This window comes from Actinomadura sp. 9N407, assembly GCF_044326315.1.
Taxonomy (GTDB): domain Bacteria; phylum Actinomycetota; class Actinomycetes; order Streptosporangiales; family Streptosporangiaceae; genus Spirillospora.
Genome location: NZ_JBIRAW010000001.1, coordinates 405,168 through 430,341 on the forward strand (window position 1 = coordinate 405,168; position 25,174 = coordinate 430,341).

Here is a 25,174-nt window from a genome sequence, read left to right on the forward strand (position 1 = left end):
CGGTCGCTCACGGAGAGTGTTCCCCAGTGAACGCGACCAGAAGTCACGGGAGCGCAAAGAACCGCCGTGCCGAAGATCAGTGCCCGTGCTCGGTCAGGTAGCCGAGGTAGAGCGGGCGCAGCGCGTCGGCCATCTCGCCCTCGCCCGCGTGGGTGAACTCCTCCAGCAGCGACAGGCCGTGCAGCAGGTCGAACTTGGCCCGGTCGACGTTGCCGAGCGAGGCGGCGGCGGCCGGGATGGCGCGCAGCAGCTCCCAGAGGAAGCCGACGTCGCGCCGTTCCCTGGCCAGGGCCATGGCCCGGTCGTGCAGTTCCTTGGACGGCAGGTTCTCCAGCCGCGCGGTGGCGCCGGCGTGGGGATCGGCATCGGACATGAGCCCGACTCTAGCCGCCCCACCCCGGCCGCCCCGAGACGACGCGTCCTGCCGGACCAGGACTACCTGGGACTACGTGGGTCTACTTGGAGATGACGCTGCTGGGGATCTTCTCGTCGTTCTTCAGGGCCTCGAACAGCGCGCTCGCCTTCCGCTTGTCCCAGGAGATGTACGAGCCCACCCCGGCGGCGCTGCCGTTGCCGCCGATCGGGACGGACGTGGTGACGCCGTTACCGCCGCTCACGCCCTTCATCGCCCACATCATCCGGGCCAGGTCGTGCAGGTGGTCGTCCTCGTCCACCAGGAAGTTGCCGGTGCCGTTCAGCGCCAGCGGGATGCTGCGCACCGGGTTGAGCAGGACGCCGGGACTGGCCGCCTTCTTCATCAGCGCGCCGAAGAACTGCCGCTGCCGCTCGACCCGGTCGAGGTCGGCACGGGCCGAGGCGCGGGTCCGCACGTACCCGAGCGCCTGGGCACCGCTGAGCGTCTGGCAGCCCGGCTTCAGGTCCAGCCCGGCCTTGGGGTCGCGCATCGGCTCCTTGATGCACATGTCGACGCCGCCGATGGCGTCCACCACGCCCACGAAGCCGCCCAGGCCGATCTCGGCGTAGTGGTCGACCCGGACCCCGGTCGCCTGCTCCACGGTCTTCACCAGCAGCTTGGGGCCGCCGAAGGCGAACGCCGCGTTGAGCTTGTTCGAGCCCTTGCCCGGGATCGGGACGTAGGAGTCGCGCGGCAGGCTGACGAGGGACGTACCGCCCGAGCCGTAGTGCAGCAGCATCATCGAGTCGGTCCGGCGGCCCGCCGCCTTGCCGGTCGCCAGCCGCTTGCGGTCGGCGCTGTCGAGGCCCTCCCGGCTGTCGGAACCGACGATCAGCCAGTTGGTGCCGGGGGTGTCGGCCAGCCGGCCCGGCTGGTCGAGGACCGCCTCGCGCTTGAGCCGCGAGTCCAGGTAGAAGTAGGCGCCGGCGGTGACGGCGAGCAGGATCACCAGCAGGATCGCCAGTACTCGCGGCCAGCGGCGGCGCCTGCGGCCGTACCCCTGCTCGTACCCGCCGCGCCCGCGAAGCTGATCGCCCGCGTACGGGTCGGCATAGGGGTCACCGTACGGATCGCGCTCGTGCGCGTACTCCGCCGGCGCTGGTGCAGGCTTGTTTCGCGCCATCCGGCGTCCCTCCCGTCCTGGCCAGGCGTCGGTCATGCCGTAGACCTTAGGGGACGCCCGCTACCGTCCGCGTCCATCCACTGCATGATTTATGCACTGTTTCGTATCAGCGCGCTTTGTGATGAATGCAGCGGACCTCCTCATCCCGCGGGGGCACACTTCCCCTGGGGTCGTACGTGCGGGCGAGGGGCGGTAGATGGGTTCTTTACGGCGTGTGGTGCGGGGCCGGCGTGCGAGGGGCCGGGCGAAAGGCAAGGGGACGGACGGGGCCGCGCTGCCCGAGATGTCCGCGCCCCTCTGGTACGCGCGGACCAGCGAGCTGAACGAGACCGGCATGCGGACGATGGCCAGGCGGCTGCCGGCGGTGATCGGGCGCTCGGCCCGGCTGGCCTGGCGGGCGAGCCCGGCCGACACGGCCGTGGCCATCGCGTTCAACCTGGTCGCGGGGGTCTTCACCGCGTTCGGCCTGCTGGCCACGACCGGCGTGCTGACGGCGCTGTTCGCCTCCGGCCCGACCCCGGAGCGCGTCCGTGCGGCGCTGCCGTCGCTCGCCCTGGTGGCCGGGGCGATCGCGCTGCGGGCGGCGCTGCTGGCGGCGGCCGGCTGGGCGCAGGCCCGGCTCCAGCCGCAGGTGGAGCGGCTGGTCGAGCTGCGGCTGTACGAGGCGACCACGGCCGTCGACCTGGCCGCCCTCGACGACTCCTCGTTCCTGGACGACCTCAAGCGCGCGGAGGGGCGCGGCCTGCGGTCGGCTCCCCTGGTCGTCCAGTACGCGGTCGACGTCCTCACCGGCGCGGTCGGGCTGCTCGCCGCCGCCGGGACGCTCGGTGTGCTGCATCCCATCCTGCTGCCGCTGCTGCTGTTCACGGCGCTGCCGGAGGGCTGGGCCTCGGTACGGGCCGCCCGGATGCGCTACCTCACCGAGCTGCGGCTGATCGGTGCCCTGCGCCGGAAGTGGATCCTGTCCGATCTGATGGGCGACCGGCGGCACGCGGCCGAGATCCGCTCGTTCACCATGCGGGGCTTCCTGCTCGGCCAGTACGACCAGGTCGCCGGCTACCAGCGCGGCGTGATGCTGGACCTGGCGCGGCGGCAGACGATGACCCGGGTCTTCGGCGACATGATGCAGGGCGTGGCCACCGGGGGCGTCTACATCGCGCTCGGCCTCATGCTGTGGAAGGGCGCCGTGCCGCTGGCCGTGGCGGGGACGGCCGTCCTCGCGATCCGTACCGGGCAGATGTCGCTGGCCAACCTCGTGTTCGCCGTCAACCGGTGCTACGAGGAGGGCCTCTACTTCGGCGACTACCTCGAATTCTGCGCCGAGGCGGAGAAGCGGATGCCCGAGCGGACCCGTCCCGTCCCCGAGGACGGGGCGCCCGTCCCGCTGCCGGCGGACTTCGGCCGCATCAGCGTCGAGGACGTGACGTTCACCTACCCGGGCGCGGAGTCGCCCTCGCTGAACGGCATCTCGCTGCGCGTGGACCGCGGCGAGGTGGTGGCGCTGGTCGGCGAGAACGGCTCCGGCAAGAGCACGCTGGCCAAGATCCTGGCGGGGCTGTACGACCCGGACGCCGGCGACGTCCGCTGGGACGGCGTCTCGCTGCGCGAGGTGGCGCCGGAACGGCTGTGGGAGCACATCGCGGTGATCGCCCAGGAGTACACGCACTGGCCCATGACGGCGCGGCAGAACATCACGATGGGCCGTACGGCGGACGAGGAGGCGCTGCTGGCCGCCGCCCGCGCGTCCGGGGCCGACGAGGTGGTCGCCGATCTCGCCCGCGGCTACGACACCCTGCTGGACCGGCGGTTCGAGGGCGGCGCCGAGCTGTCGGGCGGCCAGTGGCAGCGGCTGGCGGTGGGCCGCGGCTTCTTCCGGGACGCGCCGCTGCTGATCTGCGACGAGCCCACCGCGGCGCTGGACGCCCGGGCCGAGCACCATCTGTTCGAGCGGATCCGTACCCATGCCGACGGGCGGACCGTGCTGCTGATCACGCACCGGCTGGCCAGCGTCCGCCATGCCGACCGGATCTACGTGCTGGAGCACGGCAAGGTGATCGAGGAAGGAGACCACGGCTTCCTGATGGCGCTCGGCGGCCTGTACGCCGACCTGTACGGCCTGCAGGCCGCCGCCTACAGCGCGGCCGGCTAACCGGTCGACTCGTGGCGTGTTCGCCTTCCACTCGGTGGTGTTGGGCGAACACGCCACGAGTCAACATCAGATGTAGGGGCCGGTCGGCAGGTCGGGTTCGCGGCGGGAGGGGCCGGCGGGGAGGTCCTCGGGGCGCAGCGTCCGCACCTCGGCGGCGTCGACGTCGCCGGGGCGCGCGTCGTCGGCCGCGGTGATCCGCTGCGCCTGCCGGGAGATGGCGTCCTCCAGCACGTTGCGGACCAGCCGGGCGTTGCCGAACGAGGCGCCCCGCGGCTCGCCGGCCAGCCGGCGGCGGAGCGCGGCCAGTACCCCGTCGGCGAGCGCGAAGCCGGCGGCGGCGGCCATCGACTCGAAGATCGTGGCCAGCTCGTCGTCGGTGTAGTCGGGGAACCGCAGCGCCTTGGGGAAGCGGGAGTCGAGCCCGGGGTTGAACTTCAGGAACCGCTCCATCTCCGCGTCGTACCCGGCCACGATCACCACCAGGTCCGAGCGGTGCTCCTCCATCAGCTTCAGCAGCTCGGCCACCGCCTCGTGGCCGAAGTCGCGGCCGTCGCCGCCCGCCGCGCTCAGCGCGTACGCCTCGTCGATGAACAGCACCCCGCCGAGCGCCCGCTCCACCGCGCTGCGCACCCTGTGGGCGGTCTGGCCGACGAACTCGGCCACCAGGTCGGCCCGGGTGACCTCCACCAGATGGCCGGACGACAGCAGGCCCAGCTGCGCGTACACCGCGGCGATCAGCCGGGCGATGGTGGTCTTGGCGGTGCCGGGATTGCCCATGAACACCATGTGCCGGGCCGGGAAGGCCAGCGGTACGCCCGCGTCCCGGCGCATCTGCTCGGCGCGCGCCTCGGCGACCAGCGCGCTGATCTCCCGCTTGATCTCCTCGAGCCCGATCAGCCGGGCCACGTCGGCCAGCGGGTCGCCGGGCACCGCGTCCCGGCCGGGGGCCAGGGTGTCGGGGACGTCGGCGAGCAGGATCTCGTCCAGCGACTCGGTCTCGTCCACCACGCCGTCGGCCAGGACCCGGCGGCCCTGCATGGCCACCGCCCGGTCCAGCAGGCCCTGCATGACCCGGGCGTTGCCGAACCCCCGCCCGCGCGGCGCCGCCCGGACCAGCGCGGCCACCCGGTCCAGCACGCCGGGGGCCAGCGCGAAGCCGGTGTCGGCGGCCTTGATCCGGAACACCTCGACCAGCTCGTCCTCGGCCAGGTCGGGGAACCGCACCGTACGGGGGAAGTAGGCGGCCAGGTCGGGATGGGCCTTCAGCAGGCCGTTCAGGTCGGCCTCGGGGCCGGTCAGCACCACGACCAGGTCGTCGGGATGGGCCTGCACCGCCCCGAGCAGCACGTCCACGATCTCCCGGCCGCGGGACGCATCCGCCGAGGCGAACGCGTGCGCGTCCCGGACGAGCAGCACGCCGCCCATCGCCCGCTCGACCGCGCGCCGTACCTTGACCGCGCTCTCGCTGGAGTAGTCGCCCAGCAGGTCGGCCCGGTCCACCTCGAACAGGTGGCCGGTGGACAGCACACCGAGGTCGGCGTAGACCTTGCCGAGGATCTGCGCGACCTTGCTCTTGCCCGTTCCGGCGTTGCCGGTGAAGACCAGGTGCCGGGGCCGCGCGGCCACCGCCATCCCCGCCTCGCGGCGCAGCCGCGCCGCCTTGGCCTCGGCGACCAGCGCGTCGATCTCCCGCTTGACCGGCTCGATGCCCGCCATCCCGGCCAGCTCGGCCAGCGGGTCGGTCTCGGCCGCCCGGCCGCCGAGCAGCCGGTGCGGCAGGTCGGCGGCGGTGACCTCCAGCCCGGTGGACTCCGCGTCATCTTCCGCCGCCTGGCGGCGGGAGGCCGCGGCGACGCTCTGCCCGGCCAAGTGCTCGACCAGCCGGGCACCCCGCAGGTTGAGCAGCGGCGGCGTCCGGGTGATGAGGACGCCGGCGGTACGGGCGACCTCGCGGGTCACCCGGGCACCGCGCGCGGACACGGCGCGGCGGAACAGCTCGGCGTGGTCGTCCTCGGCGAACTCGCGGGTCCGGGTCACCTCGAAGGAGCGCACCAGCGCGGGGTTGGCGTCGAACAGCCGCCGGTCGCCGCCCGGACGGCACAGCGCGACGACGTCCAGGCCGGGCGAGCGCGCCATGAGCCGGCGCAGCTCCTCCAGCGCCGCCGCCCCGCACCGCTCGTACCCGACCAGCTTCTCCAGGTCGTCCACGACCAGCAGGAGCCGGCCCTCGACGCATTCGCGGACCCGGGCCTGGAGCCACAGCACGGCGTCGCTGACGCCCAGCGACGCGAACACGTGGTCGGATATCCACAGCGCCTCCCGGACCAGGCCCCGCTCGCGGAGGACGTGCTCCAGGATCTCGGCGGTGGTGCCCTTGCCGGTGCCCTCCGAGCCGCACACCAGCAACCGGGCGGGCCGCTCCCCCGCCAGCCGCGCGGTGAGGGCGTCCCGCAGCGCCCGGGCGAGCTCCGGCTGGCCGACGAGCAGGTCGGCGGCCATCTGGGCCGGTTCCGGTACGGGCGGGTCCGTCCGTTCCACCGGCTCGTCCGGCTCGGCTTCGGGCGCGGTGGCCGTGTGCCGCTTGAGGCGGCCGGCCAGCGGGTTCGCGATCGGGCGATGGTCGAACAGCCGCCGCAGATCGTGCTGGAACGCCCGTACCGGCACCCGGCAGCGCGGGCTCGTGGTGGGCTCGGGCAGCCCCTGGACGGCGCCGGTGACGCGGACCGCCATGTCGAGCCAGGCGCGGCACGCGTCCGCCTCGCCCGCGACCAGGCCGCGCGCCAGCCAGGCCCGCGTCTCCTGCTGCCAAGGCTCGGCGGCGAAGCCGCCCCGCAGCCCCTCCAGCCGGTCGGCCAGATTCTCATAGCGCGCGGTACCGAGGGCCACCGCCAGCTCGGCCGGTGCGGCCTGCACCTCGGCGGCCAGCATCAGCTCGGCCAGCGCCGCCTCCAGCGAACGCCCCGGACCGGCGGCGTTCAGCAGTCGCTCGTGCGCGGCCGACAGCCCCTCGCACACCCAGCCCAGATAACCGAGCGGGCCGGCCAGCTCGGGCAGCACCGCCAGCGTCCGGTCCGGCAGCCCGGTGGTCCACACCGCCTCGAGCCGTTCCAGCGGAACGGTCAGCGCCTCCTCGCGCGGCTCCGGGTCGGCGAGCCTGCGGTCGAAGACCTCCATCAGCGCGGCACGGCGGGCCTCCAGCGGCTCCAGCCCGGCGAAGACGTCCAGGCCCGCCCGGGCCAGCTCGTACATCACCACGCGGCGCTCGCGATCGTCCCCGGCCGGCTCGGGCAGCCACAGGCCCGGCGGCCGCCAGCGCCCGCCCTGGGTGAACCAGCCCAGCGGGTCGCGTACGGCGGGCTCGGGAGACGCCAGGAAGTCGCCCAGCAGCTCGTAGTCCACGTCGCCGCGGGACCCGCCGCGCAGGGCCGAGGCCCCGAGCAGGAACGTCAGCAGCGACCACTGCTCGGCCCCCGCCACCGACGTGCCCTCACCGTAGAACTCGCTGAGCTGCCGGGTGAGCACGGCCGCGCGCGGGTCGCGGTTGAACTCCAGCGCGCGCTCGCGCATCTCCTCGTACAGGCCGTCGGGGACCCGCCACGGCCCGTACGCGTAGACGTCGAGGACGGGCTCGTCGGTCAGCAGCAGTTCGAGGTGTTCCGGCAATCGTGGGGGGCTCACTCGGCAGGTCCTTTTCCTCCGGCTCGTCGCGCGTCGTCTTCGTCGGTCGTGTCTGGCAGCACCCTACGGCGCCGGGTGGCCCGGCACACCTTCCGCGCGGGCGGAGCCGGGTTGGCAGATAGGTGATCCTCGTGGATAGTTGTCAGATGGAAAACATTCACGCGGCCCCCGTGAATGCCCCGACCGGAGGTGTCCTCCCCGTGCCACCACTGGACGTGACCGCGCACCGGCACGACGGCTGCGCCGTCGTCCGGCTCAGCGGCGAGCTCGACATCGCCAACGGCGAGGACCTGCGCGAGCGGCTGCGCGCGATCCGCGCCTCGCACGGCGACCATCTGGTGCTGGACCTGTCCGACCTGATGTTCATGGACTCGCACGGGCTCTCGATCATCATCGACTGCTACAAGGCCGTCGGCGAGAACGGCGGCAGCCTGGCCCTGGCCGCACCGCGCCCGATCGTCCGCCGCGCCCTGGAGGTCATGGGCCTGCACCGCAGGATCACCGTCGTGGCAACCGTGGACGAGGCCGTAGCCGTACACACAACGACCGAAAGCCAGGGAACCTAACACCGGAAACTGGGCCACCGGCCGACCGGAACTGGGCGGCCGAGTCAGGCCCGGTCACAAATACCTCAGCCACCACGCGAGCGCGTGACCTGCCCGGGTGAAGCAACGCCGCAGGCGAGCTTCACCCGGGCAGATCGCGAAGCGATGCCGCGCTCACACAAGAACCGGTCAGGTGCGAGCCGCCAGGCGAGCGCCTGGGCCGGGGCTTTTAAAACACAGCTACGTCCAGGTGGGCGAGGTCGTTCCGAGGGCGCCGCCGGGCTGCTGCTGCTGCGGCGGCGGGCCGGCCATCCGGCCGCCGGTGGCGGGGACCCCGCCGGCGTGCATGGTCATCGCGTGCTTCACCAGCATGATGAGGATCTGCTTGGTGGACTCACGGCTGCGCGCGTCGCATTGCATGATCGGCACGTGCGCGCTGATCGACAGGGCGTCCCTGATGTCCTCGGGGCCGTACGGGAACTCGCCGTTGAAGCCGTTCACGCCCACCACGAAGGGCAGGCCCAGTTCCTCGAAGTAGTCGACCGCGGCGAAGCAGTCCTCCAGCCGCCGGGTGTCGACCAGCACCACCGCGCCGATCGCACCCTTGACCAGGTCGTCCCACATGAACCAGAAGCGGTGCTGGCCGGGCGTGCCGAACAGGTACAGGATCAGCTCGCGGTCCAGGGACACCCGGCCGAAGTCCATCGCGACCGTGGTGGTCGTCTTGTCGGGCACCGCCGACAGGTCGTCCACGTCGGCGCTGGCGGCGGTCATCGCCGCCTCGGTGGTGAGCGGCATGATCTCCGAGACCGAGCCGACGAAGGTCGTCTTGCCCACGCCGAAGCCGCCGCCGACGACGATCTTCACCGAGGTCAGCTCGACGTCCCCGCCGGACGCGCCGGGCGGCGGCGCCTGGTCAGAGGTTCCGAAGGCCACTGAGAACCCTTTCTAGAAGACGCAGATCCGGCTGTCCGCCGGCGGTGGTAGTACTCGACTGGTGCAACCGCAGCAGTCCTTCGAGCGCCATGTCGGCGATCAGGACCCGGGCCACCCCGAGCGGCAGCCGCAGCAGCGCCGACACCTCGGCGACCGAGCGCGCGGACCGGCACAGGTCCATGATCGCCCGATACTCCGGGGTCAGCTGCGCCACGTCGCGCGGCGGGTAGGGCGACGCCGTGACCAGCGCCTCGACCGCCAGGTCGTACCGCGGCCTGGTGCGCCCGCCCGTGACGGCGTACGGGCGCACCAGCGAACTGGAGTCGGACTCCTCGGGGAACCTGCCCCGCGGATCACCCGACCAGCGCGGCGGGCCACCCGGACCGGATCCCCAGGGACTGCCTCGATCCATCTCGCCGACCTCCGTCAGAATCCATCAAGGTCAATAACGAGCCGGTCCGGTGCCCATTTCCGGAACGGCCCCTCCCCCGTACGGCGGCTGCTCGGGGAAACCGCGCAGCGCGGGGGTCAGGACCCGGCCCACCCGCTCCACCATGAGGGTCATCTCGTACGCCACCAGGCCGAGGTCGCAGTCGGACGAGGCCAGCACCGCGAACACCGAGCCGTTGGCGATCGACATCACGAACAGCAGGCCGCGCTCCATCTCCACGACCGTCTGGCTCACGCTGCCGGCGTCGAAGATCTTCGCCGCGCCCTGGGTGAGGCTCATCAGGCCCGAGGCGATGGCCGACAGCTGGTCGGCCCGCTCGGGCGGGAACCCCGCCGAGTACGCCATCGGCAGGCCGTCCGAGGAGACCACCACCGCGTGCGCCACCTTGGGGACGCGGTCCGCGAAATTGGTCACCAGCCAGTTGAGATCCTGCCCGCTCACCGGGTGCCTCCGTTCTCTCCGTCGTCCTGCGCGGAGCCCTCACCTGTCGTGCCGGAGCCGGACGGGTCGCCCGGGCCCCCTGAGCCGCGCATATGGTCGCGGCCCCGGTTGACGCCCCGCTGAAGGCTCGCGAACCGGTTCCGCACGGTATCGGCGGACGGAGCGGGCGCCGGCGGCGGTGCCGACCCGCCCGGCGTTCCGGGCGCGGGCCCGGGCACCTGCGGCGGTCCCGACGCCCCCGCGCGCGGTCCCACCGCGCCGGGCACCCGGTTCTTACCGGGGACCCGCTTGGGCAGGCCCGCCGGGGTGCGCTTGCCGGCCACCGGTTCCCGTACCGCCTCGGCGGCCTGGAACCCGGCGTCGGCCGGAGACTCCCATCCCTTCACAGGATCCTCGCTCGGTGTCTGATCGGTTCGGCGCTGGAACCACTCCGATCGCATCGCGTCGAAGATCGGCGAGCGCGCCGGCACCCCGGGCGGGGTGGCTCGCTCGTGATCATGCTCGTGCCCGGCCTGCTCCTGCAAGCCCTGCTCGGGCATGGAACGGCCCATTTCGCCGTCGGCCACACCGTTGAAGGACCCCTGGTGGTCGGGCACCCGCTGGTCGGGAACACGGTGGTCGGGAGCCCTCTGCTCGGGAGCCCTGTGGTCCGGAGCCCTGTGGTCAGGGGCCCTGTGGTCGGGGGCCCTGTGGTCCGGGGCACGGTGGTCGGAGGCACCGTGGTCCGGGAGCGAGACCTCCGGCAGCGGGCCGGTCTCCCATGGAATGCGCGTCCGCGGTCGCGGCTCCGGCGTGATCGGCTGCGCCTCGGGCACCGCCGGCATCGGCGGCAGCGGGCCGGTACGGTTCGGGTCGCCGGGTGGCGGACCGGACTCGTGGGACGCGGGTCCGCCGCGTGCCGGATGGTGGGTGCCCGGCTCCCGGTGCGGGAGCCGGCCGCGGTCGTCGCCGTACGACGACTCGTCCATCGGGGGTCCGGGACGGTCGGCCGGTCCCGGCGGGTCGGCGGGACGCTGCCCGCCGCGCATCCCGTACGGGTCGCGCAGTCCGGGCCGCTCGTTCGGCGGTCCCTGGTCCAGGGGCTGCAGGGGCTGTACCGGCCCGGTCGTTCCGCCGGAGGGGTACTGCCCGTTCTCGCCGAAGACCGGCTGTGCCCCGGTGCCGCCGTAGGGCGGCTGCTGGTGCGGGCCCGTTCCGCCGACGATGGGCTGCGGACCCGTGCGTCCGGGGCCCGGACGCTGCCCGGGCGCCGATCCGTTCCAGCCCTGGTCGCCGATCATCGGCTGCGGCCCGGTCGAGCCGAAGACGCGGTGGCTTCCCGATCCGCCCGCGCGCGGGCGGGGGATCCCGTACTCGCCGGTCTCGCCCGGGCGGAAGTCGCCGCCGGGCGGCCCGGCCGGGAGCCCGCCGGGCGCACCCGCTCCGGGCGGGGGCGCGATCGCGGCGTACTCCGCGGAGCGGGCGCCCTCGTCGATCGCCCCGAACCCGCGCGAGCCCACGCCGCCGCCCTCGGCGGGCGTGATCACCATCTCCGGCAGCACCACGAACGCGGTGAGGCCGCCGCCCTGCGCGGCGCGCAGCTCGACCCGGACGCCATGGCGGACCGCCAGCCGGCCGACCACGAACAGGCCCATCCGGCGGGCCGCCGAGAAGTCGATGACCGGCGGGTTGGCCAGCCGCCAGTTCGCCTGGTCCAGCTCCTCGGTCGACATGCCCACACCGGCGTCGGTGATCTGCAGCATCGCGCCGCCGCCGCTGAGCAGCTGGCCGGAGACCGTCACCCGGGTGTGCTCGGCGGAGAACACCGTGGCGTTCTCCACCAGCTCGGCCAGCAGGTGGACGAGGTCGTTGACGACCGCTCCGGTCACGGTCATGTCGCCCTGGACGCGCAGCGCCACCCGCTCGTACTGCTCGACCTCCGACAGGGAGGCGCGCACCACGTCGATGAGCGGGACCGGGCGGTTCCACCGGCGCACCTGGTCCTGGCCGCCGAGGACCAGCAGGTTCTCGCAGTTGCGGCGCATGCGGGTGGCCAGGTGGTCCAGCCGGAACAGGTTGCCCAGCTGCTCCTCGTCGCGCTCGCTCTGCTCCAGGTCCTCGATCAGCTTCAGCTGGCGCTCGATCAGCGACTGGCTGCGCCGCGACAGGTTGACGAACATCGCGTTGATGTTGCCGCGCAGCACCGCCTCGTCGGCCGCCAGCCGGACCGCCTCCCGGTGGACCTCGTCGAACGCCCGCGCGACCTGGCCGATCTCGTCGGTGGAGTCGACGTCGATCGGTTCGACCTCGATGCCCTCGGCGGCGGCCTCCGGATCGCGCAGCCGGTCGACCAGCCCGGGCAACCGGGTACCGGCCACCTCCAGGGCACCGATCTGCAGCCGGCGCAGCGGCCGGACCAGCGAGCGCGCCACGGCGCCGGTGGCCAGGGCCGCCAGCAGCAGCCCGATGAGCAGCAGGGTGGCGTCGATGACGACACCGAGGTAGGCGCTGTCCTTCAGCTCGCGGCTGTCGCGCACGATGGACGACGCCAGGCTCCGCTCGACCTCGCGCATCTGGCCGAGCCGTACGGTGGAGGCCTTCTCCCAGGCGAGCGCGTCCCGCCCGCGCAGCGGCCGTACCGACAGCGCCGCCGAGGCGTCCGAGCTGACCAGCACCTGCTGGTAGGTGCCCTCGACCTGGCCGATCTCCGGGCCGGTGACCGTGTCCTCGAAGAGCTGCCGCTGCTCGGTGGTGGCCGTCGTACGGAAGAGGGCCATCTGGCTCTCGTGCTGCGAGCGCGTGGCCAGCAGCCGTTCCCGGTCGGCGGGGGTGGCGAACCGCCCCTGCAGGATGACCGCCGCGACGAGCGCGCGCTCCTGCGAGGCGTTGTCCTTCGCACGCGCGAGGGCGGCGAACGCCCTGGTGCTCTCGGCCACCTGGGCGCTCGGGCTGCCCTGCGCGACCAGGTCGTTCAGGTCCAGCAGCGCCACGATGAGCTGGCTGTAGATGTCCAGGGTCGAGGTGGCCGACGCGCTCTTGGCACCGGCGATGTCGCGGACGCCGGGGAGCGACTGGAGCCGGTAGCGGACGTCGCCGATCTTGGCGATCACCAGGGACGAATAGCCTTCGCCGACGCCCTCGAGCGTGCCGCGGACCTGTCCGGCCGCACGGTCGGTAACGGCCTGCTGGTCCTTCAGCGCCTGATCCTGGCCGGCTCTGGGAGCCGTCAGGAATTGCACTGTCAGGTCTCGTTCGTCCTCAAGCTCCTGTACGAGCCCACCCACACGGTCACTCAGCGTAGCCAGTTGTTCGATTCTCGTATAGACGCCCGCCTCGACCACACCGTCGCGCACGCGAAGTCCGGCCAGAATTCCCGCCAGCACGGCGGGAATGAGGATCAGCACCACGAGGCGCGTGGTCACACGGGTGTTGGCAAGCCTGAATCGACGTCGTCCGGGAACCTGACCGGCTTTATCCTCGCCGTCGGGTGTGAGGGAGCGAGCATCCGGACCCCTCTCGCGGTCCTGCTCCATTGCTGGTCGCACGTCCCTCCATCACCTTCTTCACGGGTCCTCGGCCGTCCGCACACTGGATCGCCGCCCCGCCGGCGCGGGGTTCCCGTGGCCTACCGTCACCTCTGGGGCGAGGGTCATTGCAGCACAGAGTAATCCCAAGAACAAACCTCAAGATGGCCCATTTCACACTTCAGCCCGTTTGGTGGTTTTTTGAGGAGTATTGACCTGTTTGACCGTTTTGCGTATCACGTACATAAACATCGGGACAACGTTCAAGGGTTACCGAGGGTAGCTAGGCTAGAGTCCGCACGATCATGCCGACTCACGGCAGAACCCCCATAACAATCCCCCTGAAGGAGCGCTCGATGCGTTTCGCTCAAACCCGGCGTACCTGGCTCGCCGGTGCGCTCGCCGGCTCGCTCGCGCTCACGCTGACCGCCTGCGGCGGCGGTGACGAGGCTTCGGCCAACGGCCTGGAGAAGTCCGAGATCACCGTCGGGGTGATGCCCATCACCGAGGGCGCCGGTGTGCAGATCGCCATCTCCAAGGGCTTCTTCAAGGCCGAGGGCCTGGACGTGAAGATGCAGACCGTCACCGGCGCCGCCGACGCGCTGCCCAAGCTCAAGGGCGGCAGCCTCGACATCGCGCACGGCGGTCACGTGGGCATCATCCAGGCCCACGCCAGCGGCGCCTACAAGCTGCGCATCGTGGCCGAGGCGTCCTCCATGACCAAGAACCTCAACGGCGTGCTGGTCGCCAAGGACTCGACCATCAAGTCCCCCAAGGAGCTGGCCGGCAAGAAGATCGGCACCAACGCGCGCGGGAACCAGAACAGCCTCCTGCTGCGCGCCACCCTGCAGCCCCACGGGGTCGAGGTGGACGAGACCAAGGACGTCGTCGTCGCCCCGTTCCCCCAGCAGGAGTCGCTGCTGAAGAGCGGCAAGGTGGAGGCGGTCATCGTGCCCGAGCCGTTCGTCACGCAGATCCAGCAGAAGCTGGGCGCGCGCATCCTGACCGACTTCTCCAGCGGTCCCACCAAGGACTTCCCGATCACCGGGTTCGCCTCCAGCGAGGACTTCGCCACCAAGAACCCCAAGACGGTGGCCGCGTTCCAGCGCGCCCTGGTGAAGGCCCAGGCCCTCGCGGGTGACCGCGCGGTGCTGCAGGAGGCCATGCCCAAGTTCACCAAGCTGGACGCCAAGATGGTCAGCGTGATCAACCTGAACAACTTCCCGACGTCGACCAGCGCCACCCGGCTGCAGCGGGTCGCCGACGTCATGCGGCAGTTCGGGTACCTCAAGCAGGACCTGGACGTGAAGCCGCTCGTCCTGCAGAACGGATGAGGAAGGCCCAGCCGGCGCGCGTCGCGCGCGGAACGGCCGGTGTGGTCGGGGCGATCGTGATCGCCGAGCTGGTCGTCCGGACCGGGCTCGTCGATCCCGAGGACGTCCCGCCCGCGTCGACCGTTCTGCTGAGCGCGGCGGAACTCGCCGCAGACACCGAGTACCTGACCGCGGTCATGGACACCGTGCGCGCCTGGCTGGGTGGTTTGCTGCTGGCCACGGTGGTGGCGGTGGCCTTGGGCCTGCTGCTCAACGCCACCCCGTGGCTCAACAACGCCGCCCGGCTCGTGGTGGAGCTGATGCGGCCGGTCCCGTCGCTGGCGCTGATCCCGCTGGCGCTGGTCACGTTCAGCTCGCTCACCCAGTCGAAGATGTCGCTGGTGTTCTACGCCTGCGCCTGGCCCATCCTCATCAACACCCTCTACGCGCTGCGCGACGTGGACCCCGTCGCCAAGGAGACGCTCCGCAGCTTCGGCTTCGGCAATCTGGCCGTGCTGCTGCGGGTGAGCCTGCCGAGCGCGGCGCCGTTCGTGGCCACCGGCGTGCGGATCGCGCTGTCGGTCGGCCTGGTCGTCGTCGTCAGCACCGAACTGGTGGCCGGGGCGGGCGAGGGCGTGGGCGGCTTCCTGATGGAGAGCCAGACGGGCGGCGGGCAGACCGACCTGATGCTGGCCGGAGCGGTCTGGGCGGGCATGCTCGGCCTGATCGCCAACGCCCTGATGGTCGCGATGGAACGCCGCGCGTTCCGCTGGCATGGAACGGGGGCGACGTGAGCGAGACCGAGACCGCCGTACGCACGACCACCGCGGGCGGGTCCGCGCGCACCGGCCCCGAGCGTAAGGGCACCGGGCGCAAGGGCGCCGGCCGCGTGCTGCGGGTGCTGCTCGCGGGCGCGGGACGGCTGTGGCTGTTCGCGCTCTTGGTGGCGCTCTGGGAAGGCGCCTCCAGGGCCGCGGGCGCGGCCTTCTTCCCGCCGCCCTCGGAGATCGTCCGGGCGCTGTACGACATCTGGTTCTCCGGCCCGGTCGACCGCTTCTTCCTGACCCAGAAGGCGATCGACGACTTCAGGCCCAGCTTCACGAACCTGTTCGCCGGCTGGCTGATCGCCGCGGTGGGCGGTATCGCGCTCGGGCTGGTCATCGGCCGTTCGCAGAAGCTGGGCGACGTGCTGGAGCCGGTGCTGCAGTTCGGCCGGGCGATCCCACCGCCCACGCTCATCCCGTTCCTGATGGTGATCCTGGACCTGGACGGCCCGCTGCAGATCACCACGATCGCGTTCGGGGTGATCTGGCCCATCCTGCTCAACACCATCGACGGCATGCGCACCGTGGACCGGCTTCAGCTGGACACCGCGCGGGTCTTCGGCATCACCGGCCTGCTCCGGCTGCGCCGGGTGATCCTGCCCTCCGCGGCACCGAAGATCTTCGCCGGCCTGCGGGTCAGCCTCGGCTTCGCGCTGATCCTGATGGTCATCTCCGAGCTGATCGGCCAGGCCGCCGGCATCGGCGCCCACATCATCATCGCCCAGCAGAGCTTCCAGATGGCCGACATGTGGGCGGGCATCGTCCTGCTCGGCGTGCTCGGCTGCCTGTTCAACCTGCTGTTCCTGGTGGTGGAACGGCGCGTTCTCGGCTGGCATGTCGGAGCCAGGCGGCTCGCCGACTGACCGCTCCCCCTCCCGGCCCGAGGTCTTGGACGACACGGACAATAAGAATGGAGACAGGCAAGGCATGCGCGTACTGATCGCGGGCGCCGGCATCGGCGGGCTCAGCACGGCGCTGAGCCTGCACGCCGCCGGCGTCGAGGTGGAGCTGGTGGAGTCCGCGCGGCGGCTGCGGCCGCTGGGCGTGGGCATCAACCTGCTGCCGCACGCCGTACGCGAGCTGACCGAGCTCGGGCTCGGCGACGCGCTGGCCGGGACCGGGCTACCGGCCGAAGAGCTGGTCCACTTCGACCGGCACGGCGACCGGGTGTGGGGCGAGGGCCGCGGAACGGCCCTGGGCTACCGCTGGCCGCAGTACTTCGTGCATCGCGGCCGGTTGCAGATGATGCTGTCGGAAGCGGTGCGGGAACGTCTCGGCGCGGACGCGATCCGTACCGGGACGGCCCTCACCGGTTTCGACGACGACGGCACCGGCGTCACCGTCCGGCTGCGTGACCAGGACACCGGCGCCGGCTCGGAGGTTCGGGCCGACGTCCTCGTGGGCGCCGACGGGCTCCATTCGTCGGTGCGCGAGCGGCTGCACCCGGGCGAGGGCGGCCCGCTGTGGAACGGCGTCCGGCTCTGGCGCGGCACGACCGAGGCCGGCCCGTTCCTCGGCGGGCGCACCATGGCCATCCTCGGCAGCAACCACGCGACCAAGTTCGTCTGCTATCCCGTCTCCCGGGAGGCCGACGACCGCGGCCGCGCGCTGGTGAACTGGGTCGCCGAGATCCGGGAGCGGCCCGCCGGGGCGGCCGGCCTGACCGAGGTCCCTGACTGGAACCGCGAGGGACGGCTGGAGGACGTGCTGCCCCACTTCGAGGGCTGGAACGTCCCCTGGCTGGACGTCCCGGGACTCCTCAGGGGCGCCGCCGAGATCCTCGAGTACCCGATGGTGGACCGCGCGCCACTGCCGTTCTGGAGCCGGGGACGGGTGACGCTGCTCGGTGATGCGGCGCACCCCATGTACCCGCTCGGCTCCAACGGCGGATCGCAGGCCGTCATCGACGCGCGGGTGCTGGCGTACGAGCTGGCCCGGGCCTCCACTCCCGAGGAGGGCCTGGCCGCCTACGACGCCGCGCGGCGCGAGACCGTGAACGCCATCGTGCTCGCCAACCGCGCCAACCCGGGCGACGCCATCCTGCACACCGTGGCCGAGCGCGCCCCGGACGGCTTCGCCCGGATCGAGGACGTCCTGTCCCCGGACGAGCTCGCGCCCCTGGCCGACGGCTACAAGACCATCACCCACACCGACGACCTGAATCACGACTCCCCCTGGGCCGTCACCGCGGCCGCTCCCACCTCCGCGTACGCGCGCCGAGCCAGCAGGTGAAGGACATGCTCGAACTCAACGAACTGACACATCGCTACGGCGACCACACCGTCCTGGCCGACCTCAGTCTCAAGGTCGCCGCCGGGGAACTGGTCAGCATCGTGGGCCCGTCCGGCTGCGGCAAGTCCACGCTGCTGCGCTGCATCGCCGGGCTGGTGCCCCCCACCAGCGGCAAGGTCGTGCTCAACGGCACGCCGATCGACGGCGTACCCGACGACCTCGCCGTGGTCTTCCAGGACTACAGCCGCTCCCTGCTGCCCTGGCTGAGCGTCCGCGACAACGTGGCGCTCCCGCTGCGGCGCCGCGGCAAGGGCAGGAAGGAGCGGCACGCCACCGCGCAGGAGGCGCTGGAGGAGGTCGGCCTGGCCGACGCCGCCCGCAAGTACCCCTGGCAGCTGTCGGGCGGCATGCAGCAGCGGGTCTCCATCGCCCGCGCGCTCGCCTACCGGCCGACGCTGCTGCTGATGGACGAGCCGTTCGGCTCGGTCGACGCCCAGACCCGCGAGGATCTGGAGGACCTGGTGCTGCGGGTGCACCGGGACGCCGGAATGACGATCCTGCTGGTCACCCACGACATCGACGAGAGCGTCTATGTGGGCGACCGGGTCGTGGTGCTGGCCCGCAACCCGGGCCGCGTCCGCGCGGAACTGCCGGTCGGACTCCCCGCCGTGCGCGACCAGATCGAGACCCGGGGGCTGCCGGAGTTCGTCCGGCTGCGCGCCGAGGTGGGCCGCCTGGTACGCGGCAGTGCCCAGGGCACGGACATCGACGCGAAGGCCGTCGCGGACGTGGAACCGGAGGCGAAGGTGCCCGCCGGGCAGGAGAAGCCGTCGCTCGACAAGTCGTGAGCGAGCGCCCGGGTCACTTGGCGTCGGCGTAGCGGTCGACGACCGCGATCTCCATCGGGAACACGACCGGGGTCCGCTCGAACAGCAGGTGGCCGGCCTCGCGCGCCGAGGCGCGGATCGCCTCGGCGACCTGGTCGGCCAGGCCGGCGGGGGTGTGCACGATGACCTCGTCGTGCTGGAAGAAGACCAGGCGGGGCGGCCCGAGCACGGTCAGCCGGCGGCGCAGCGTGGCCAGCAGGGCCAGGGCCCAGTCGGCGGCCGTGGCCTGGACGACGAAGTTGCGGGTGAAGCGTCCTCGCGCGCGCAGCGCCTGCGCGGCGGTGACCTGGCGGGACCGCCCCTCGTCGGGCTCGGCCGCCGGGTCGGCGGGGTCGTCGCCCTCGGAGGTCAGCCGCCGCCAGCCGGCCGAGGGCGGCGGGCAGGTGCGGCCCAGCCTGGACCGGACGAGCTCGCCCCGCTCACCCGCCCGGGCGGCGGCCTCGACGTAGCCGAACGCCTGCGGGAACCGGCTCTTGAGCACCGCCAGCAGCTGGACGGCCTCCCCCGTGCCGCCGCCGTACATCGCCGAGAGCAGGGCGATCTTGGCCTTGTCGCGGGCGCTCGTCCCGCCGCCGGCGGTGCCGTGGAAGGCGTCCGACAGGGCGGCGTAGAGATCGCCCTGGGCGGCGGCCGCCGTGAACGCGCGGTCGCCGGCCAGCGCGGCCAGCACCCGGGGCTCCAGCTGCGCGGCGTCGGCGACGACCAGCGACCAGCCCGGATCGGCGACCACGGCCTGGCGGAGCACCTTCGGGATCTGCAGCGCGCCGCCGCCGTTGGTCGCCCAGCGGCCCGAGACCACCCCGCCGACGACGTACTCGGGACGGAACCGCCCGCCGCTCACCCAGGTGTCGGCCCATGACCAGCCGTGCGCGGTGTGCAGCCGGGACAGCTCCTTGTATTCCAGGAGCAGCGGCACCGCCGGATGGTCGAGCCGCTTCAGCACGTGCGCGCGGGTGGAGGTGATGGGCAGCCCCACCGACGCGAACGCCTTGAGGATCTGTGCCGGAGAGTCGGGGTTGACCGGTGTGCGGAGACCGAACGCGGCGCTGATGCGGTCGGCCAGGGACTGCAGCTTGCGCGGCCGCATGCCACCGGACGGGCGCGGGCCCAGCATCTCGGTGAGCAGGGCGTCCTGCAGCTCGGCCGACCAGGGCAGCCCGTCATGGCTCATCTCGGCGGCCACGAGCGCGCCCGCCGATTCGGCCGCTGCCAGCAGCGCGAAGCCGGGCAGCCCGGCGATCCGCCGCTGCTGCTCGGCGTGCACGGCCACGACGCGCTCCATCTCGCCGGTGCCACCGGGATCAGGGTCGCCAGTGGTGGCGGGGACCATGGTGGCGGGCTCAGTGGTGGCAGGCTCAGTGGTGGCAGGCGCCGTGTTGGGGGGCCCGGTGGTGGCGGGCACGGTGTTGGCGGGCTCGGTGGTCGTGAGCCCGGCCTGGCCGGTGGTCTGGTCCTGGCCTCCGAGCAGGGACGCGGCATCGAACAGCGAGCCCTGCGGGAGGACCTCGGCCGGGGGCGGCGGGTCCGCGGGGACGGGCTCGCCGCGCAGCCGGGCCCACGCGGCCCGTACCGATCGCGGCTCCCCGTAGCGGCCCGCGTGGCCGAGCAGCAGGGTCTCGGCCAGCTCGAGGTCGTGGCACCGGCCGACCCGGACCCCGGCGTCCAGCAGCCGGGGATAGATCCGGGCGGTGGCGGGCCACACCCAGCGCGGGGACTCGGCCCGCTCGCGGGCGGCGATGGCCGCCACCAGGTCGGGAACGGTCTCGCACGGACCGGCGGGCGTGCCGTCCTCGGCAAGGCTCCGCAGCACCCCACCACCGTCCGGCCCGGCCGCCACCGCGATCCTCACCCGCCCATTGTGGACGCGGCCACCGACAAAAAGCGCAGAGCCCCTCCGGCCCGGAGGCCGGAGGGGCTCTGCGTGAAGCACCGGGCGGTCGTGTCCGGTGCGCCGACGGATCGTCAGGCGGCCAGGGAGACCTGCTGGCCGGCGGGGGTGTCCCCGTACCGGTCCACGATCTTGTTGAGCTGGATCTGGTAGTACAGCACCCCGAAGCCGATGATGCCGAGCAGGAAGCCGATGCCGCCGCTGCAGGACGGCTGCAGGCCCGCGGCGCGCTGCGCCTGGGCGATCCGGCCGCCGAGCTTGACGTACATCACCAGCGGCCAGATGCCCAGCGTGACCGCCCCGAAGAGCATGGACAGCAGCGCGTTGGTGGCCGAGTCGCCGACGCGGCGGTCGTAGTTGAACAGCTCGGCGTGCACCTTGAAGAACCAGACCAGGCCGTAGATGCCGAACGTGATGATCGGCAGGCCCAGCCAGGCGGCGGCCGGGTTGCGGCGCTTCATGTTGTAACCGGCCGCGACGGCGGCCGGCGCCTGCTGCTGGGCCGGTACGGGCGCCTGCTGGCCCTGGTACGGCTGCTGCTGGTAGGGCTGCGCCTGGCCCTGGCCCTTGTGGGGGTAGCTCATTCTGGTGTTCTCTCCCGATAGGCGTGGCCCTGCGGCCCGGCGCCCGGATGTCGGCGATCTTGGATGACGTCCGACTGTACGACGGCGAACCGTCCCATACGGCAAGAACGCCCAAATTCTCGGCTAATTAACGCTGATTCTCCCGTTTCGACCGGTCAGGGCCTTTATCGCAGCGCGATCGTCACCTCGTCCTCGCACGGCGGGCGGGCCTCGTGGTCGCCGCACCCGGTCACGGCATAGCACCGGATGCGCAGTTCCGTCTCGGTGACGTCCACGCGCAGGAAGCTCTTGAAGAACGGCGGCCGGTCCCAGTCGGCCATCTCCGACCGGAACCGCTGCGGGACCTTCCGTACCGGCAGCCGCGTGATCCCGCGCCGCCGCCGCCCGTTGCGCGGTACACCCAGCACCCACGCGACGAAGCGCGCGCGCCACGGCGGCGTGCCCGTCGCGGCCGGCAGGGCCGTCCCGCCATCACCTTGCATGCCGGTGCCGTCCAGGCCCTTGGCGGACGACGCCGGCGACCCGGTGCCGTCGTAGCCGCGCCCGGGCGTGATGCCGAGCCGGTGCCGGACGACCTGCGTCGCCTCCTGCGGCGACAGCTCGAACAGCCGCGGCAGGCGCAGCACCCGGCCGTACAATTTGCTGTAGCGCGAGAGCGAGTCGCCGCGCAGCGGGTAGCAGCGGAAGTCGTCCTCGTCGACCAGATGGGTCTTGGGGATCGTGTGCGTGGCGTGCATGAACGCGCCGCCACCGCCCGACACCACGTATTGCAGCGTCCGGTCCCCCACCTGGACGGGATAGCGCTGGTAGTTGTGGATGTCGCCGCCGATGGCCGCCACGTAGTGGTGCGCCGGATCCTTGACGATCGCGTCGACCGTACCGCCGCCCTCGATCGGCCCGGGCTCGGCGCGGTCGTCCACGTACAGCGGCTTGCCGGTGATGAGCAGCTTGGGCTTGGGCCCGGCCGACACCTCGCGCAGCCACGCCCCCTGGGCGCGGTCGATGCCGCCGGTGATGCCGGTGTCGACCGCCACGATGCGCAGCGACGGGGTGTCGATGGCCCAGTACGGGCCCGGCTGCACGGAGCGCTGCTCCGGCGCGCCCCGGTAACGCTCCCAGGCCTGTGCGAGGGCCTGCTCGTCGATGTCGCCGGGCCGGCGCCACAGCAGCCGGGCCACCGGGCCGAACGGGCCGCGCCACGGTTCCGGCGCGCAGTCCATGTCGAGATCGCAGAACACCCGCAGGAAGCCGCGCAGCCCGTCGTACCAGTCGTGGTTGCCCGGCACGGCGTAGATCGGCGCCGGGTAGTCGCGGTACGGGCGGAAGAACTTGTCCGGGTAGTCGGCCGCCTCACCCGTCGGGTAGATGACGTCGCTGGCGACGACCATGAAGTCGGTGCCCGCGCCCGCCTTCAGCATCGGCGGCACCACCGCGTACTGCGACCGGTCCCCCTCGCCCGGGTCGCCCAGCACCAGGAACGAGAACGACTCGTCCGGGCGGTGCATGGTGAAACCGGCGCGGGTACCGCGCTCGGCCAGCGCTGCGATGCAGCGGCGGCGGATGCCGTTGGACGGGTCGCCGAACAGCTCGGCGATGACGTCGTTGCGGGAGCGCCACAGCACCAGGGGGCGGCGCCAGGAGAAACGCGGGACCCGCTCAGGCATCAGGTCGTAGAAGCCGCCCCGGGTCCGGCAGGCCCAGCCGGCCCCCTCCTCGGAGGTACGCGAGTTGTCCGGTGCTCGCTCCGATTCCACCGCGTCCTCGGCGTGCACAAACAACCTCCGTGGGGGGCGATCACGCTGGCAACGGGATCGTACCGCCGCGGCGCCGCCCGCTGAGGGGCGGCGCCGCGACGGAAGGAGACGTCAGTGCGCGCCCGTACCGGTGAGCGCGCGCACCTCCAGTTCGGCGAACTTCTCGTCGGTGCGTTCCTTGGAGAGCACCGTGCCGAGGTACGCGCACAGGAACCCGAGCGGGATCGAGATGAGCCCCGGGTTCTGCATCGGGAACGGCGCCACGATCGTCTCGCTGAACAGCGCGGTCGGATTGCCCTTGGGAAGGGTCTCCGACTTGCCGCCCCAGGCGATCGAGCTGCACATCACCAGCGCGACCGCCGAGATGAGCCCGCCGTAGATGCCGGCCACCGCGCCGACGGTGTTGAACCGCTTCCAGAACAGCGAGAACAGCAGCGTCGGCAGGTTGGCCGAGGCCGCCACCGCGAACGCCAGCGCCACCAGGAACGCCACGTTCAGCCCGCGCGCGAAGATGGACAGCACGATCGCGATCGCGCCGATGACCAGCGCGGCGATCCGCGCCATCCGCACCTCGTCGCGCTCGCTGGCCGTGCCGCGCTTGAACACGTTGGCGAAGATGTCGTGCGCGAACGACGACGAGGACGCCAGCGTGAGCCCCGCGACCACGGCCAGGATCGTCGCGAACGCCACCGCGGCGATGATCGCCAGGAAGATCGCGCCGCCGGTGGAACCGGGACCGCCGCCCAGATGCTCGGCGACCTGGACGGCCGCCGTGTTGCCGCCCGAGTCCTGCGCCGCGATCGCCTTGCCGCCGACCAGGGCCGCCGCGCCGAACCCGATGACCAGCGTCATCAGATAGAACACGCCGATGATGCCCATCGCCCAGTTCACCGAGGCACGGGCGGCCTTGGAGTTGGGCACGGTGTAGAAGCGGATCAGGATGTGCGGCAGCCCGGCGGTGCCCAGCACCAGGGCCAGGCCGAGCGAGAGCAGGTCGAGCTTGGACCACAGGTCGGTGGCCCCGTACTTCAGCCCCGGCTGCAGGAACGCGTCGCCCTTGCCGCTGGCGTCGGCGGCGGCGCCCAGCAGCGTGGACAGGTTGAAGCCGTACTTGGCCAGGATCCACACCGTCATGACGGCCGCGCCGCTCATCAGCATCACGGCCTTGACGATCTGGACCCAGGTGGTCCCCTTCATCCCGCCGACCGTGACGTAGAAGATCATCAGCGCCCCGACCACCACGATCGTCCAGATCTTGGCGGCCTCGCCCTCGGCGCCCAGCAGCAGCGCGACCAGCGCGCCCGCGCCGACCATCTGGGCCAGCAGATAGAAGATCGACACCACGATGGTGGAGATGCCGGCCGCGGCCCGTACCGGCCGCTGCCGCATCCGGAACGCCAGCACGTCGGCCATCGTGAACCGGCCGGAGTTGCGCAGCATCTCGGCGACCAGCAGCAGCGCCACCAGCCAGGCCACCAGGAACCCGATCGAGTACAGGAAGCCGTCGTAGCCCGACAGCGCGAACATCCCGGCGATGCCGAGGAACGAGGCGGCCGACATGTAGTCGCCGCCGATCGCCAGCCCGTTCTGCAGGGCGGAGAACGAGCGGCCGCCGGCGTAGTAGTCGGCGGCGGTGTGGGTCTGCCGGCTGGCCCAGATCGTGATCCAGAGCGTGAGGCCGACGAACAGGCCGAACAGGACCAGCGAGAACACGCGGTGCTCGTTCTCGGCGGGCGCGGCGAGCACTCCGGTCGGGACCGCTTGCAGCGGCCCGGCGAGCAATCCGGTCACTTGCCCTCCTCCTCGGTGTCCGGACGGTCGGCGCTGCCCGGACGGTCGGCGCCGTCCGTGCCGCCATCGGCGCCCGGCGCGCTCTCGGTACCCGGCCGGCCTCCGACGACCGGCTGGACGACCAGCGCGGCGAGCGGCTCCAGCTTGCGGCGCGCGTGCCGCTCGTACGCCCAGGCGATCAGGAGCGTGGACAGGAACTGCAGCAGGCCGAAGATCAGCGCGACGTTGATCTCACCGACGACCTTGGTGCCCATGAAGCCGCGCGCGTACGCCGACAGCACCACGTACAGCAGGTACCAGGAGAGGAACGCCACGGTCATCGGGAACACGAAGCGGCGGAAGCTGCTCTTGAGCCGCTGGAACTCTGGGCTCTGATGCATCTCGATGAAGGCCGCGTGGTCGAGCCTGCCGCTTCCGGCGGCGGGTTCCGGCCCCGCGGGCTCTGGGGAGTCCGATTTCACACACACCTCCGGCAAAGGGTCACCCCGCCATGTCATCGCCCTCGGCGGTGGCATGGCGGCACCGGCAGGGCCGGTGGGGAGCCATTTGACCAAGAACTTGGCCGGGCACAGTAGAGGTGGTGATCCGGTCGATGCGCCCTCGATGCCGGACCGAGACATTGATCTTACAGAGCGTGACGACCCTTGTGGATCATGAGGC

The 25,174-nt window shown here is 72.2% G+C and carries 19 protein-coding genes; 7 read left to right on the forward strand and 12 right to left on the reverse strand.

Annotated features, from left to right (window positions below; genetic code table 11):
- Positions 1–76: 76 nt before the first annotated feature.
- Together ACH34Q_RS01690 and ACH34Q_RS01695 are read right to left on the reverse strand one after the other, a co-directional pair.
- Positions 77–373 carry a hypothetical protein gene (locus ACH34Q_RS01690; RefSeq protein WP_395980876.1) on the reverse strand — a complete coding sequence of 99 codons (297 nt, stop codon included), beginning with the start codon at positions 371–373 and terminating at the stop codon, positions 77–79.
- Positions 374–455: 82 nt separating this feature from the next.
- Positions 456–1,574, reverse strand: a complete 1,119-nt coding sequence (locus ACH34Q_RS01695) for an LCP family protein (protein ID WP_395980877.1) — start codon at positions 1,572–1,574, stop codon at positions 456–458.
- Between the two features lie 247 nt (positions 1,575–1,821).
- Between ACH34Q_RS01695 and ACH34Q_RS01700 the strand changes: the two genes are divergently transcribed.
- Positions 1,822–3,687 carry an ABC transporter ATP-binding protein gene (locus ACH34Q_RS01700; RefSeq protein ID WP_395980878.1) on the forward strand — a complete coding sequence of 622 codons (1,866 nt, stop codon included), beginning with the start codon at positions 1,822–1,824 and terminating at the stop codon, positions 3,685–3,687.
- 66 nt (positions 3,688–3,753) lie between these two features.
- Here ACH34Q_RS01700 and ACH34Q_RS01705 read toward each other — a convergent pair whose 3' ends face one another.
- Positions 3,754–7,365, reverse strand: a complete 3,612-nt coding sequence (locus ACH34Q_RS01705; protein ID WP_395980879.1) for an AAA family ATPase — start codon at positions 7,363–7,365, stop codon at positions 3,754–3,756.
- Between the two features lie 200 nt (positions 7,366–7,565).
- Between ACH34Q_RS01705 and ACH34Q_RS01710 the strand changes: the two genes are divergently transcribed.
- Positions 7,566–7,931 (forward strand): STAS domain-containing protein, encoded by a 366-nt coding sequence (locus ACH34Q_RS01710; protein WP_395980880.1) that lies wholly within the window; start codon positions 7,566–7,568, stop codon positions 7,929–7,931.
- A gap of 219 nt (positions 7,932–8,150) precedes the next feature.
- Here ACH34Q_RS01710 and ACH34Q_RS01715 read toward each other — a convergent pair whose 3' ends face one another.
- The 4 genes from ACH34Q_RS01715 to ACH34Q_RS01730 are packed head-to-tail and all read right to left on the reverse strand — an operon-like array spanning position 8,151 to position 13,250.
- The gene (locus ACH34Q_RS01715; RefSeq protein WP_395981070.1) at positions 8,151–8,786 is read right to left on the reverse strand and encodes a GTP-binding protein; all 636 of its coding nucleotides are present in this window, start codon (positions 8,784–8,786) and stop codon (positions 8,151–8,153) included.
- Between the two features lie 40 nt (positions 8,787–8,826).
- Entirely contained in the window at positions 8,827–9,258 is a 432-nt protein-coding gene (locus tag ACH34Q_RS01720) for a DUF742 domain-containing protein (protein WP_395980881.1), read from the reverse strand.
- A gap of 30 nt (positions 9,259–9,288) precedes the next feature.
- On the reverse strand, positions 9,289–9,738 hold the full coding sequence (locus ACH34Q_RS01725; RefSeq protein ID WP_395980882.1) for a roadblock/LC7 domain-containing protein: 450 nt from the start codon (positions 9,736–9,738) through the stop codon (positions 9,289–9,291).
- Complete coding sequence (locus tag ACH34Q_RS01730; RefSeq protein ID WP_395981071.1) at positions 9,735–13,250, reverse strand: nitrate- and nitrite sensing domain-containing protein; 3,516 nt, start codon at positions 13,248–13,250, stop codon at positions 9,735–9,737. The genes ACH34Q_RS01725 and ACH34Q_RS01730 overlap by 4 nt, the downstream gene beginning before the upstream one ends.
- Positions 13,251–13,597: 347 nt before the next feature.
- Here ACH34Q_RS01730 and ACH34Q_RS01735 point away from each other — a divergent pair, with 347 nt between their 5' ends.
- The 5 genes from ACH34Q_RS01735 to ACH34Q_RS01755 all read left to right on the forward strand — a co-directional run bounded on the left by ACH34Q_RS01735 (position 13,598) and on the right by ACH34Q_RS01755 (position 18,458).
- On the forward strand, positions 13,598–14,575 hold the full coding sequence (locus ACH34Q_RS01735; RefSeq protein WP_395980883.1) for an ABC transporter substrate-binding protein: 978 nt from the start codon (positions 13,598–13,600) through the stop codon (positions 14,573–14,575).
- Positions 14,572–15,348 (forward strand): ABC transporter permease, encoded by a 777-nt coding sequence (locus tag ACH34Q_RS01740; RefSeq protein ID WP_395980884.1) that lies wholly within the window; start codon positions 14,572–14,574, stop codon positions 15,346–15,348. Before ACH34Q_RS01735 ends, ACH34Q_RS01740 begins: the two co-directional genes overlap by 4 nt.
- Positions 15,345–16,241: an ABC transporter permease gene (locus ACH34Q_RS01745; protein ID WP_395980885.1), complete on the forward strand. Its 897-nt coding sequence runs from the start codon at positions 15,345–15,347 to the stop codon at positions 16,239–16,241. The genes ACH34Q_RS01740 and ACH34Q_RS01745 overlap by 4 nt, the downstream gene beginning before the upstream one ends.
- A 64-nt stretch (positions 16,242–16,305) precedes the next feature.
- Positions 16,306–17,610, forward strand: a complete 1,305-nt coding sequence (locus ACH34Q_RS01750; RefSeq protein ID WP_395980886.1) for a flavin-dependent oxidoreductase — start codon at positions 16,306–16,308, stop codon at positions 17,608–17,610.
- A gap of 5 nt (positions 17,611–17,615) precedes the next feature.
- Positions 17,616–18,458, forward strand: coding sequence for an ABC transporter ATP-binding protein (locus ACH34Q_RS01755; RefSeq protein WP_395980887.1), 843 nt, complete (start codon positions 17,616–17,618; stop codon positions 18,456–18,458).
- A 13-nt stretch (positions 18,459–18,471) separates the two neighbouring features.
- Here the strand turns inward: ACH34Q_RS01755 and ACH34Q_RS01760 are convergent, their stop codons facing one another.
- The 5 genes from ACH34Q_RS01760 to ACH34Q_RS01780 all read right to left on the reverse strand — a co-directional run bounded on the left by ACH34Q_RS01760 (position 18,472) and on the right by ACH34Q_RS01780 (position 24,975).
- Positions 18,472–20,346: a bifunctional 3'-5' exonuclease/DNA polymerase gene (locus tag ACH34Q_RS01760; RefSeq protein WP_395980888.1), complete on the reverse strand. Its 1,875-nt coding sequence runs from the start codon at positions 20,344–20,346 to the stop codon at positions 18,472–18,474.
- 113 nt (positions 20,347–20,459) lie between these two features.
- Positions 20,460–20,969: a DUF4234 domain-containing protein gene (locus ACH34Q_RS01765; protein ID WP_395980889.1), complete on the reverse strand. Its 510-nt coding sequence runs from the start codon at positions 20,967–20,969 to the stop codon at positions 20,460–20,462.
- A 164-nt stretch (positions 20,970–21,133) separates the two neighbouring features.
- Positions 21,134–22,741, reverse strand: a complete 1,608-nt coding sequence (locus ACH34Q_RS01770) for a metallophosphoesterase family protein (RefSeq protein ID WP_395980890.1) — start codon at positions 22,739–22,741, stop codon at positions 21,134–21,136.
- Positions 22,742–22,834: 93 nt separating this feature from the next.
- Positions 22,835–24,469, reverse strand: a complete 1,635-nt coding sequence (locus ACH34Q_RS01775) for a cation acetate symporter (protein WP_395981072.1) — start codon at positions 24,467–24,469, stop codon at positions 22,835–22,837.
- Positions 24,470–24,510: 41 nt separating this feature from the next.
- Complete coding sequence (locus tag ACH34Q_RS01780; protein ID WP_395980891.1) at positions 24,511–24,975, reverse strand: DUF485 domain-containing protein; 465 nt, start codon at positions 24,973–24,975, stop codon at positions 24,511–24,513.
- Between the last annotated feature and the right edge of the window lie 199 nt (positions 24,976–25,174).